Origin of the sequence: Luteimonas yindakuii (genome assembly GCF_004803715.2) — a bacterium.
GTDB lineage: Bacteria > Pseudomonadota > Gammaproteobacteria > Xanthomonadales > Xanthomonadaceae > Luteimonas > Luteimonas yindakuii.
Genome location: NZ_CP039383.2, coordinates 1,751,115 through 1,763,323 on the forward strand (window position 1 = coordinate 1,751,115; position 12,209 = coordinate 1,763,323).

Here is a 12,209-nt window from a genome sequence, read left to right on the forward strand (position 1 = left end):
CCGATCGAAAGCCCCGCGTCAATGCGCGCATTGCATGCCAGTCAGGGTTCGCTACGGGAGGTGGGCGGGAAACGACTGGCAGGAGCCGTGAAGTCCCGGCCTTTGCGTCCGCGGTCTGGGGCTGGGCCAGTGCGGAGCAACAGTCCCGGGGTGCACCCGACTGCGGGCAGCCAGGCGGAGCGGCGGTGGAGCCGACTCAGTGCTCCGCGGGCAGCGAACTCCGCCGGTGCGCGATCATCCACGCCAGTGCCACGCCGACCATGGCGCCCAGCACCTCCATCAGCACGCGGATGCCGAGGTTGTTCGCGTCGTGGATCTTCTGCAGGAACATGCGCGCATACACCGGCGATTCCAGCCGTACGACACCCATGTAGAACAGGTTCCAGATGTCGATGCCGGCGGCGATCGCCACCGCGGCGACGCAGCTCCAGCCGATGGAGTGGCCTTCGTTCCAGGCGAACTTCCGTGCCAGCACGTGGAACAGCGCGAACAGCAGCATCCCCACCGCCAGCGCGATGAGTCCGGCCTCCAGCGCGCCCAGCCAGCCGTAATGCAGCGGCAGGTTCATCCGGCCTGCCCGACCGCCTGGTGGGCGGCCGTGAGCAGCGTGCCACTGGTGACCAGACGCACCGCTTCCGCCACCTCGCCGTCGAGCGCGCGGTCGCGATCGAGGAAGGCGATGCGCTCGCGCAACACCGCATGCGCGGCAGCAACGGCAGGCCCCGGCTGGAACGGTTCGGAGACGGCGAGTTCCTCGCGCAGGGCCTCCACCTCGGCCAGGAAGCGCGCACGGTCCGGGTGACCCTCCGCGGGTGCGCCCTGCACCTTCAGGGCGAACGCGGTGGCGTCGCTGCGACGCGCAAGATCACACGCGGCATTGATCATGTCGCGACGGAAATCGAGCGCCTGCGCGGCGGTGTGCAGTTCCAGCGCCAGCACCTTGCCGAGGTCGGCCACCATCGCCAGCACATGGCGCGCCTCGTTGGCACCCATCGACACGTGGTCCTCGGCGTTGGCGCTGGTCGGAACCGAGTACACGCTGGCCGGGTGTGCGCGCGTGGCGAGGTCGTTGACGATCGCCGCCGCGGTGTACTGGATGATCATGAAACCGGATTCGGTGCCGTCCTCGTTGCCGATCAGGAAGGCCGGCAGGCCATCGCTGGTGGACGGATCGACCAGCTTGTTGAGCCGACGCTCCGAGATCGACGCCAGCACCGGGATCGCCGCCTTCACCGCGGACAACGCCAGCGCCAGCGGCATGCCGTGGAAATGGCCGGCGGAAATCACCTGCTCCTCGACGTGGTCTGCTTCGCGGTCGGGGAACACCAGCGGGTTGTCGGTGACCGCGTTGAGCTCGATGTCGAGCACCCGCGCGGCATGCGCGGCGGCATCGCGCACCGCGCCGTGCACCTGCGGGATGCAGCGCAGCGAATAGCTGTCCTGCGGCTGGTGCTTCTTGCCGCCACGGAAGGGCTTGAAGCGCTGGTAGAACTTCTCACGACCATGGCGCTGGTTGGCGGCCACCCAGTCCCAGCCGATGTCGAAACGCAGCGCCTGCGCGTCCGGCGTATCCCAGCTTTCGGGTTGCCAGAAGCGGAACTTCGGCACCAGGTGGTAGGCGATGTCGGCAAGCGTCGAGCCGTCCAGCAATGCGCGCAGCCGCGCTGCCACCTCGACCTGGCCGGGATGCGGCCGCAGCGCGTGCACGTCGGCATCGAAGGCGCCGAGGCGGCCGGCGAACGCATCGATGGTCATTGCCGCGGCGAGGTCGGCGGTATCGAGCAGGTCCTCGAGCCGGTGCAACGCCAGCACGCCCATCGCCACCATCTGCGCGGTGCCGTTGTTGAGCGCCAACCCTTCCTTGTACGACAGCTCCACCGGCCGCAGGCCGGCACGCGCGAGCGCTTCGCCACCCGGCATGCGCTCGCCATCGAGGAAGGCTTCGCCACCACCCAGCAGCACGATCGCCAGATGCGAGAGCGGCGCGAGGTCACCCGAGGCGCCTACCGAGCCCAGCGACGGCACCACCGGCACCACCCCGGCATTGAGCATCGCGGTCAGCGCCTGCAGGGTCTCCACCCGGATTCCCGAATGCCCGCGCAGCAGCGTGTTGATGCGGATGCACAGCATCGCGCGGACCACGTCCGCGGACATCGGCTCACCCACGCACACCGCATGGGTGATGATGAGGTTGCGCTGCAGTTCCGCATGCAGCGAACGCCCCGAGGGCGTCGCGCCCGGCAGTTCGTCGCGCAGCGGATGCGCACCGAGCAGCTTGTCGGCATTGCTGCCGAAACCGGTAGAGACGCCGTAGATCGGCTCCTCACGGCGGACCTGCTCGGCCAGGAAGGCCGCCGCGCGCGCGACCGCCCGCAACGCACCGTCATCCAGCTCGACCGGCGCACCCTCGGCGACCATCACCAGCTGCGTCCGGGTCAGCGACCTGCCATCGAGATGGATCGGTTTCATCGTGTTCGTCCCCTGTGATCATTGACGGCGTGCGCGCCGTCAGCGCCCGGCAAGCGCGCGGGTCTGTTCGAGCTCGACGCGCAAGGCCTCGGCGCATTCGTTGCGTGCAACCTCGAACTGCTGTTCGCGCAGCAGGTCCTTGACCGCGACCACGCCGCGCGCGCGCTCATCGTCGCCGGCCAGCACCACGAAGCGGACACCCGCCTTCGCCGCGTACTGGAACTGGCGGCCGAGCTTGCGCGGCTCCATCTGCACCTCGGTGTTGATGCCGCCGGCACGCAGCCGGCGGGCGAGTTCGAGTGCATCGTCGAGCGAGGCATCGTCCATCAGCGCGACCATCGCCTGCACGCTGCTGTCGCCGATGCCCTCGATCAGCCCGGCATCGCGCAGCTGGAAGAACAGCCGGGTCAGGCCGATCGAGATGCCCACCCCCGGCAGCTTCGACTTCGTGTAATGGCTGGCGAGGTCCTCGTAGCGGCCGCCGGAACAGATCGAACCGATCTCCGGATGGTCGGTGAGCGTGGTCTCGTAGACGGTGCCGGTGTAGTAGTCGAGGCCGCGGGCGATGGAGAAGTTCAGCCGGTAGGCCGATTCGGGCACGCCCAGCGCGCGCACCAGCTCCAGCACCTCGCGCAGCTCGGCGGCGCCCGTGCGCAGGGCCTCGCTGGCGTCGTCGCCCGCACCTGCCAGCACCTCGTCGATCCGCGCCAGCGCGTCGGCATGCGACTGCGAACGCACCTCGACGAAATCGAGGATCCGCTGCACGGCATCCGCCGGCAGGCCGAACTCCGGGCCGGCCAGCGTTTCGCGCACGTAGTCGGCGCCGCGCTTGTCGATCTTGTCGACCTCGCGCAGCACCAGCGCCTGCTGCTGCGCGTCGGTCACGCCCTGCGCCTCGAAGAAGCCACGCATCAGCTTGCGGTTGTTGAGCTGCACCGCGAAGCCGCCGATCCCGAGTTCGGAGAACACCGCGTGGATCACCGCGAGGATCTCCGCGTCGTAGCGGATGCTCAGGCTGTCCTTGCCGATGACGTCGATGTCGCACTGGTAGAACTCGCGGAACCGCCCGCGTTGCGCGCGTTCGCCACGGTAGACGCGCTGCATCTGGTAGCGGCGGAACGGGAAGCTGAGCTCGTGCTCGTGCTCGGCGACATAACGCGCCAGCGGCACGGTGAGGTCGAAGCGCAGTGCCAGTTCCGGCAACCCGGCGCCCTCCCCTTCGGCGGCGGCGTTGGCCAGCGCGCCGGTGGACTGCACGAAATACACCTGGCGCTCGGTCTCGCCGCCGGACTTGGTCAGCAGCACGTCGGACAGCTCGAACACCGGCGTCTCCACGGGCAGGAAGCCGAAGCGCTCGTAATTGCGGCGGATCACGTCCAGCATGCGCTGGAACGCGATCTGCTCGCGAGGCAACAGTTCCATGACTCCGGCGGGGGTACGCGGCTTGATCAAGGCAGGCTCCGGCAGTGCAAAAAGGCAGTGCGACAGTCTAGCGGTTCGCCCCGTCGAGTCGGCCGGTTGCGTACGACCCCCTTGCCGAGTTCTCCACGGATCCCTAGAATGCGCGGCTCAGTCGGGGTGTAGCTCAGCCTGGTAGAGCGCTACGTTCGGGACGTAGAAGTCGCAGGTTCAAATCCTGTCTCCCCGACCAATGAAACAGGCAATACAGAAGCCGCCCTCGAGGCGGCTTTCCTGTTCTGGGCTCTCCGTCACGGTTTTGACCCCCACGCGGCCTTGACAAGCGCAGCCCTACTGTGCAGGCGTCGGCGCGGTCCTTGCGATCGACATCCCTTCCAGTTGGATGCCGCATCGTGCCAAGCAGCCGGTTCTGCCGTTCGCTCCTGCCCGTCGTCATAGCCGCCACGCTCTTCCCGTCCGCGCTGGCCGCACAGGGGCGTGCGGCAGCCGACGTGCGGGCCATGCCACCCCCGGCGGACCCCATCGCCAACGCCAGACGCGACCTGGCCGACGCCGAGCGTCGCTTGCTGGCCGACCGGGCCGACAACGACGCCTTCAGGCTGCGCGTGCTCGCACTGGATGCGCTGGGCGCCTCGGGGCTGGCCGCCGAAGCCATGGCCGAACGGCCGCAGCTCTTCGCCGACCACGAGCGCGAACGCCTCGAGGGCGACGCGATCGCACGGCGCATCGGCTGGAGCCGCGCGACCGCGGTGCATCCGTCGCAGCGCCTGGATGAAAGCCGGGCCGCACTCGCCGCACTGGAAACACTGCAGCGCGAGTCGCCCCGCCAGACCACGTGGGAATCCACGCGCCTGCGGGTCGATGCGCTGTCCGCCCTGAACCACCTGCAGCGCCATGAAGAAGTGGTGCGCGGCTATCAGGCGCTCCTGGACGAAGGCATCGAGGTGCCCGCCTACATCCTCGCCACGGTCGGCGATTCGCTGCTTGCCTTGCGGCGACCGGAGGACGCCATCCCGCTGCTCGAGGCCGCGATCGCCCACGCACCGCAGGACGTCAACGCACGCATCCTGCTCGGCTACGCGCTCATCGAGGCCGAACGCTTCGACCGTGCGCTGCCGCTGTTCGCAACGCTGGCCGCGTCACAGGAGGCATGGCCGCGGCATCCCGGTGCGGTCACCGGTTACGAGAACTGGGACCGCTACAGCGCCGATCTCAACCATGCGCTTGCCCACTCCTACGCCAACGACAACGCGCGCGCGGAAGAGATGCTGCAGGCACTGGCCGCCATTGGCCCGGCCAATGCCGGCCTGCAGGGCGCTGTCGGCTCGGTGCAGTCGCGCCGCATGCGCCCGGCAGCGGCGCTGGAGCGGTACGGGATGGCGTTGACGCTCGACCCGTACGATCGCGACGCGATGGCCGGCCGGGTGTCGGCGCTGACCTCGCTGGACCGCGTCGGCGCCGCCCGGGTTGCACTTGCGGACCTGCAGCAGACCCATCCGGAGGATCCGCGGCTCGAACGTGTCGAACGCGACCTCCGCCACCATCGCGGAATACAGGCGACCCTCCTCGCCCATCACGGCCGCAGCGACCAGCGCTCGGCAGGCACCTCCCTGTCGCCGCTGGGCACCCGCGACCGCGGCTGGTCGTTGCAGGTGCGCTCGCCACTGCTCGACGACCGCTGGCGGGTCGGCGTGTTCGCCCATCAGGACCAGGCCGACTTCGACGATGGCCGCATACGCCACCGCGCGGCCGGCGTGGGCGGCTGGTACCGGCACGACCGGCTCGGCGCCTGGGCCACGCTGGGCGGGAGCAGCGGCACGGTGTCCTCCGGCGGCGCGACGTGGACGCTTGGCGCCGACTGGCGCTTCAACGATGCCTGGCGTGCCGGTGCCACGGTTGCGCGCAATGCCCGCGACACCTCGCTGCAGGCCCGTCGGCTCGGCATCGCGGCCGATGCCGCCAGCCTCTCGCTCTCGCATGCGCCCAGCGACACCTTCGCCGTGGATGCGCGGCTGATGCGGCTGCGTTATGACGATGGCAACACCCGCGACCTGTTTGGCACGAACCTGGCCCGTCGCCTGCTGTCGCGGCCGCACCTGCTGGTGGACGGGCTCGCGTCGGCCTATGCCGGCCGCGGCTCGCGCGGCAGCGCGGCCGGCTACTTCAACCCGGAGCGCGATGCCTCGGCAACGGTCGGTGTCCGCCTGGACCATATCGCCTGGCGGCGCTACGAGACCGCGTTCCAGCAGCGGCTGGAACTCGCGGCCGGGCCGTACTGGCAACGCGATGCAGGTACCCATTGGGTGCCTGCGGTGGCCTATCGCCATCTGTGGCGCCGCGACGGCCGCCAGTTCGAATACGGCATCGCCTGGTCGCGGCCGGTCTATGACGGCGTGCGCGAGCAACGCATCGCCCTTGACGTCGCACTGCACTGGGGAACCGCCCGATGAAGCTCCACTGGATCGCCGCCCTGATGCTGGGCCTGCTCCTCTGTTCGACGCCGGCGCGCGGCTCGTTGCTGGTGCTCAGCTATCACGACATCCGCGACGACGTCGCCCCTAAGGGCGACCCGGATCCGCATGCGGTGTCGACCGGCAATTTCGCCCAGCACCTCGACTGGTTGCGTGCCCACGGTTACCAGGCGGTGAGCGCGCAGGCGGTGATCGACGCGCGTGCCGGGAGTGGCACGTTGCCCGACAAGGCCGTGCTGCTCACGTTCGACGACGGGCTGCGCAGCGTCTACACCCATGTCTTTCCGCTGCTGCGTGCATATGGCTGGCCGGCACTGGTGGCGCCGGTGACGTCCTGGGTCGAACTGCCGGAGGGACAGGCGGTGCGCTACGGGCCGCGCGACTACACCGGCGACGACTTCCTGACCTGGGCCCAGTTGCGCGAGATGCACGACAGCGGCCTGGTGGAGATCGCATCGCACAGCCACGACCTGCATCGCGGCGTCGATGGCAACCCGTTCGGCAACCAGATTCCTGCCGCGGTGACGCGGATCTGGTCGCCACGCGACGGCTACGAAACCGCCGAGGCCTGGCATGCCCGCATCGAGGCCGACCTGCGGACCAGCCGCGATCTCATCGCGCGCCATGTCGGACAGGCGCCGCAGGTGGTCGTCTGGCCCTATGCCGCCTACAACGACGTCGCCAACGGCATCGCCCGCGACCTCGGCATGACGCTGTCCTTCGATCTCGAAGGTCGCGCGCAGGGGGCCGACCTCGGGCTGCAGGGTGAGCAGGGTGTGGAACAGACCTCGCTTGCGAGCCTGGCGCGCCTGCTGGTGTACCGGAACCCCGACGTGCGCGACTTCGCCGGCGAACTGCGTCGCGACCTGTCGCTGGACGGCGTGCGCGCGATCCAGGTGGACCTGGACCATGTGTACGACGACGACCCGGCGCAGGTGGTCCGTAACGTCGACGCGCTGGTGCAGCGCATCCATGACATCCGCCCCAGCCACGTGTTCCTGCAGGCGTTCTCCGATCCCGACGGCGACGGGGCCGCGGAAGCGGTGTATTTCCCGAGCCGGCACATGCCGGTACGCGCCGACCTGTTCAACCGGGTGGCCTGGCAGCTGCGCACGCGTGCGCAGGTCCGTGTGTTCGCGTGGATGCCGGTGCTCGGCTTCGAGCTCGCCGACACCGCGCTGCTGCAAGAACTGCAGATCCGGGCCACCGGCGCCGACGAGATCCCGCGGCTGGACCCGGGCGACCCGCGCACCCTCGAGGTGGTGTCCGCCATCTATGCCGAACTGGCCACCAGCAGCCATTTCGACGGCCTGCTGTTCCACGACGATGCCTACCTGCGCGACGACGAGATTCCCGATTACGGTGGCGGCGTTGCCGCTGCGCGGACCCGCGGCCTGATCGATTTCACGCTTGCCTTGCAGAGCGCCGCGGAACGCTGGCGGCCGAAGCTCGCCACCGCGCGCAACCTGTTCGCGCGGCCGGTGCTCGAGCCCGGGTCTGAAGCGTGGTTCGCGCAGCGCCTGGAGCCCTTCCTCGCCGCCTACGACTACACCGCGCTGATGGCGATGCCGCAGCTCGAGGACGCCGCCGATCCCGAGGCCTGGCTGCGCAGGCTCGCGGCCACGGTGGTGGCGACGCCGGGTGGCGCCGAGGGGACCCTGTTCGAGCTGCAGACCGTGGACTGGCGGCTTCCCGCGCCGCTGCACGGCGAAACCCTGCGTGCACAGACCCGGCTGCTGCTCGCAGCCGGCATCCGCCACCTCGGCTACTACCCCGACGATTTCGTCGGTGCACACCCGCCATTACCCGACTCGCGCGAGGCAGTGTCCGCGCGCGAATTCCCCTACCTGGAGCGCTGAGGATGGACATGACTTCCCTGCCGTGGGCGCGCTGGCTGTTCAACTTCGCGTTCTTCTACCCGATCGTCATGGCCTGCTTCTGGATGACCGGCGGCCTGTACTACTACCTGCGCCGCGAACGCAAACGTCCACTGCACGATGCGCCACCGCCGATGGCCGATACGCCGTTCGTGTCGATCCTGGTGCCCTGCTTCAACGAGGAAGCGCATATCGCCGAGACCATCCAGGCGCTGAGCGCACAGGAGTACCCGGACTTCGAGATCATCGCCATCAACGACGGCAGCGACGACCGCACGCCGGAGCTGCTCGATGCGCTGGTGGCCGAACACCCGCGCCTGCGGGTGGTGCACATGTCGCGCAACCAGGGCAAGGCCAATGCGCTGCGGATGGGCACGCTTGCGGCCCGGTCCGATTACCTGGTGTGCGTGGACTCCGACGCGACGGCCGATCCGCACGCCGTGCGCTGGATGGTCGGCCATCTCGTCAGCGGACCACGGGTCGGCGCGGTGACCGGCAATCCACGCATCCGCAACCGCACCACGCTGATGGGCCGCATGCAGATCGGCGAGTACTCCGCGATCATCGGGCTGATCAAGCGCGCGCAGCGCACCTATGGCCGGCTGTTCACCGTGTCGGGAGTGATCTGCGCGTTCCGCCGCACCGCACTGCACGAGGTCGGCTTCTGGTCCGACCGCATGGTCACCGAGGACATCGACATCTCCTGGCGGCTCCAGCTCGCCGGCTGGGACATCCGCTACGAGCCCAACGCGATGTGCTGGATCCTGATGCCGGAAACCATTCGCGGACTGTGGTCGCAGCGGTTGCGCTGGGCCTGTGGCGGCGTCGAGGTCCTGTTGGACCATGGCCGCAATGTCCTTGCCTGGAAGAAGCGCCGCCTGTGGGGTGTGCTGGCCGAGTACATGCTGAGCCTGACGTGGGCCTACATCATGCTGGCGATCATCGTGCTCTGGCTGGTGGGCCAGTTCGTCCAGCTGCCGCCGGCCTGGCACGTGGAGAGCATCCTGCCGCGGTGGCACGGGGTGATGCTGGCGACGGTATGCATGCTGCAGTTCGCCACCAGCCTGATGATCGAGCGCCGCTACGAAGAGAAGATGGGCCGCCACTTCTACTGGGTGATCTGGTACCCCATCGCGTTCTGGATGCTGGGCATGCTGACCGCGGTCGTCGCGCTTCCGCGCACACTCCTGCATCGGCCACGGCGCGCGGCCTGGGTCAGCCCGGACCGGGGAGTGACCGCATGACGCCTCCCATCATCGACCACCGCCGGCAGCGCAGCCGCGGAAGACAGGTCGCCTCCAGCGCACTCACCGCCGCCGCCTGGGCCGTCTACGCTTCGCTGTGGTTGCCGCTGCTCACCGCGGTGGCCTGGTACGCGGGCGTGCGGACTGCGTATTCCCACATCTACCTGAAACAGCACGAAGTGGACGCCTTCCTGCTGCTGTGGGTACCCGCGATCGCGCTCGGGTGTGGCGTGTTGCTGATCGGCTGGGCGGAATACAACCGCATCCGGTTCTCGAAGAAAGACCGGCGACAGCGCCGCTCCGAGGTGCACGCCGACACCGTGAGCGCCGGGCTGGGCGTCAGCGCGGCGCTGGCCGCCAGGATGCGCAGCGGTCGCATCACCCGGGTCGCGCTGGACCAGGATGCGAATCCGACAGGGGTGGATACCGCGGGCTGACTGCCCGCGATCTCGTGGAACCGGCGCGGGGGCCGACTCTCAGGTGCGTCCGGGCCCGGGACCGGGTGCGTCGTCGGCGGCGATGCTCCGGTCCTTGCCCGCGCGCTTGGCCTGGTACATGGCGAGGTCGGCGCGCTTGAGCAGGGCATCCAGCGCCTCGCCCGGCGCCGACAGCGCGACACCGGCGCTGAAGGCGATGGTGATCCGCGCACCCTCGTGCTGCAGTGCGCGGTGTTGCAGCACGGTGCGCAGCCGGGCCAGCGCGGCCAGTGCCTCCGGCAGGGGCGTCTCCGGCATCAGCACCACGAATTCCTCGCCACCGAAGCGCGCGATGACATCGCTGGCACGCAGGGTCAGGCGCGCGACCTCCACCACGTGGCGCAGGGCGGCATCGCCGCCGAGATGGCCATGGGCGGCATTGAGTGCCCGGAAATCGTCGAGGTCGAGCATGGCCAGGCACAGCGGGCGGCCATCGTGTGCGGCCGCGGCAACGGCGTCGAAGCGCTCCTCGAACCCGCGACGGTTGAGGCAGCCGGTCAGCTGGTCCTCGCGGGCCTTGCCGGCGGCGTCGCGCAGTTTCTGTTCCAGCTGCTGGATATGCCGTTCGCGCGCCTCGACTTCATGGCGAGCGGCGAGCAGGTCGTCGCGGGCACGCAGGGCCTGCGCCTGCACGCGGGCGGTGTCGACCAGCACGTCGTCGAGCATGTGCTGGAGGTCGGTGATGCTGCGCGCCTCGCGCACGCGCAGCGCGTGGCGGGTGATGCGGTCGTGGAACTCGCCGGTGTCCACCGCCATGCCGTCCAGCCGCTCCACGAAGGCGGCCATCATGTCCTTCATCGCGCTGCGCGAATCGGCAATGCCCTGTCGCAGCAGCCCCTGGCGGTAGATCACGTCCCGCAATTCGGCGCGGGCCGACTGCAGCGACTGCCGGTCCATCGGCCCGCCGAGCAGCCCGCGCACGCGGGTGATCTGCCCGTGCAGCCAGCTGCGCTCGTCGAGCAGTTCGCCGATGTTCTCCAGCAGCAGCTCGAACAGGCCCACCAGCATCGCCAATTGCTCGTCGGCGTCTTCCGCGTACAGGCCCACGCGCGTGCACAGGCCGGCCAGCTGCCGTGTCAGCGCGCCGAGATCCTGCCCGGGGCGCCATTCGCGCACGCGGGTGGCGAGCGCCCCGGATTCCTCGGCAAGAGCGGGCGCCCGCTGCAGCAACGCACCCATCGCCACGCCCAGCACCTGCCGCAGTGCTTCGCGCAGGCGCTCGGCATCGGTGGCCGACGCCGGTTCCAGTTCGATGCAGCGGATGTACTTGTCGATCAGCTGCCGCATCGAACGGCCGTAGCCGACCCAGTCCCCGGCCGCGCAGGCCGCCTGCAGGTAGCGCCCCATATCGCCGAGTTCGTCATGCAGCCCGGCCATGCCATCGGCGAATGCGGCCAGCAGCAGCGGCGGCTGGTCGGCCGGGGCGAACAGCGCACGCAGCTCGGTGCTGCCGATGGGCTCGGCGCGCCGCGTGGACATGGCGCTGCCGGGGCGGCTGCGGGTGCTGTTGGCGGGATCGGGCATGGCGATGGCCAGTGCGTGGCGGCGGAGTCGCCGCATGGCGGCAGGCCCTCGGCTATCGGCCGCCCACCGCTGAAGTTGAGCCGGCCCGGGCGCGCCCGGGTTGTGCCGCCGTGGCCGCGGCCTAGACTCGGCGTATTTCATCCTGGTGCGAACGATGACGCGACTGCCGCCCCTGCTTGCATCGCTGGCCCTGCTGGTCACCGTGGCGCACACGGCCCAGGCGGCGCGCTGGCTGCATGTGGCCACCACACCGGGCGAAACCGTGGTCGAGATCGACGCCGACGCCATCAGCGGCAGCGGCGAGCAGGTGCAGGTGTGGGTGCGCTATCTGTTCGGGCCCGACGCCGGGCGCGTGGTTGCCGGCCAGGTCGCACACCAGGCGGTGACACTGACGCGGGTCGATTGCGGGACACGCAGCAGTGGCGTGCTGGAGTCCGGGTATCACGATGCCTCGGGCCGGGTGCTGCGGCGCCAGGCGTACGACGCACCGCGGATGGAGCCGATCCGCCAGGGCAGCACGATGGAGGCGGTGGCCGAGCAGGTCTGCGGCTAGCGGCGCGGCGGCGGCAGAGCCCCGCATCCGGTCCCCCGCACCACCTTCCTCCGGAGAAGGTGCCTGCCACACAGCCCCCGGCCGGTATGGGTCGAATCGCGCGAGCGTCGCGCGGCGAAGCCGACGGTCGCAATCCGGAAGCCCGGCGACATCCGGACGAGGCCCCGCATGGCGCA

9 protein-coding genes and 1 tRNA gene are annotated in these 12,209 nt (G+C 69.7%); 6 read left to right on the plus strand and 4 right to left on the minus strand.

The window, feature by feature from the left end:
- Positions 1–196: 196 nt before the first annotated feature.
- Genes E5843_RS08015 through hisS form a run of 3 tightly spaced genes read right to left on the minus strand, consistent with a single transcriptional unit; the run spans position 197 to position 3,921 of the window.
- A complete protein-coding gene (locus tag E5843_RS08015; protein ID WP_134673500.1) occupies positions 197–568 on the minus strand; it encodes a hypothetical protein in 372 nt (123 codons plus the stop codon).
- Positions 565–2,469, minus strand: a complete 1,905-nt coding sequence (locus E5843_RS08020) for an HAL/PAL/TAL family ammonia-lyase (RefSeq protein ID WP_141065881.1) — start codon at positions 2,467–2,469, stop codon at positions 565–567. Before E5843_RS08020 ends, E5843_RS08015 begins: the two co-directional genes overlap by 4 nt.
- Before the next feature lie 39 nt (positions 2,470–2,508).
- Complete coding sequence (gene hisS / locus E5843_RS08025; RefSeq protein WP_141065882.1) at positions 2,509–3,921, minus strand: histidine--tRNA ligase; 1,413 nt, start codon at positions 3,919–3,921, stop codon at positions 2,509–2,511.
- Positions 3,922–4,043: 122 nt separating this feature from the next.
- Between hisS and E5843_RS08030 the strand changes: the two genes are divergently transcribed.
- From E5843_RS08030 to pgaD, 5 genes are all read left to right on the plus strand, one after another.
- Positions 4,044–4,120 (plus strand) — tRNA-Pro (locus E5843_RS08030).
- Between the two features lie 268 nt (positions 4,121–4,388).
- Positions 4,389–6,338 carry a poly-beta-1,6 N-acetyl-D-glucosamine export porin PgaA gene (pgaA, locus tag E5843_RS08035; RefSeq protein ID WP_141065883.1) on the plus strand — a complete coding sequence of 650 codons (1,950 nt, stop codon included), beginning with the start codon at positions 4,389–4,391 and terminating at the stop codon, positions 6,336–6,338.
- Positions 6,335–8,218 (plus strand): poly-beta-1,6-N-acetyl-D-glucosamine N-deacetylase PgaB, encoded by a 1,884-nt coding sequence (gene pgaB / locus E5843_RS08040; protein ID WP_141065884.1) that lies wholly within the window; start codon positions 6,335–6,337, stop codon positions 8,216–8,218. The genes pgaA and pgaB overlap by 4 nt, the downstream gene beginning before the upstream one ends.
- An 8-nt stretch (positions 8,219–8,226) precedes the next feature.
- Positions 8,227–9,480, plus strand: a complete 1,254-nt coding sequence (gene pgaC, locus E5843_RS08045) for a poly-beta-1,6-N-acetyl-D-glucosamine synthase (RefSeq protein ID WP_425478412.1) — start codon at positions 8,227–8,229, stop codon at positions 9,478–9,480.
- Complete coding sequence (pgaD, locus tag E5843_RS08050; RefSeq protein ID WP_134673506.1) at positions 9,477–9,917, plus strand: poly-beta-1,6-N-acetyl-D-glucosamine biosynthesis protein PgaD; 441 nt, start codon at positions 9,477–9,479, stop codon at positions 9,915–9,917. Before pgaC ends, pgaD begins: the two co-directional genes overlap by 4 nt.
- Positions 9,918–9,956: 39 nt before the next feature.
- On the opposite strand, the gene E5843_RS08055 is transcribed toward pgaD, so the two are convergent.
- On the minus strand, positions 9,957–11,516 hold the full coding sequence (locus E5843_RS08055; protein WP_244240747.1) for a GGDEF domain-containing protein: 1,560 nt from the start codon (positions 11,514–11,516) through the stop codon (positions 9,957–9,959).
- Between the two features lie 118 nt (positions 11,517–11,634).
- On the opposite strand from E5843_RS08055, the gene E5843_RS08060 reads away from it, so the two are divergent.
- Positions 11,635–12,033, plus strand: a complete 399-nt coding sequence (locus tag E5843_RS08060; RefSeq protein ID WP_136412351.1) for a surface-adhesin E family protein — start codon at positions 11,635–11,637, stop codon at positions 12,031–12,033.
- Positions 12,034–12,209 lie beyond the last annotated feature (176 nt).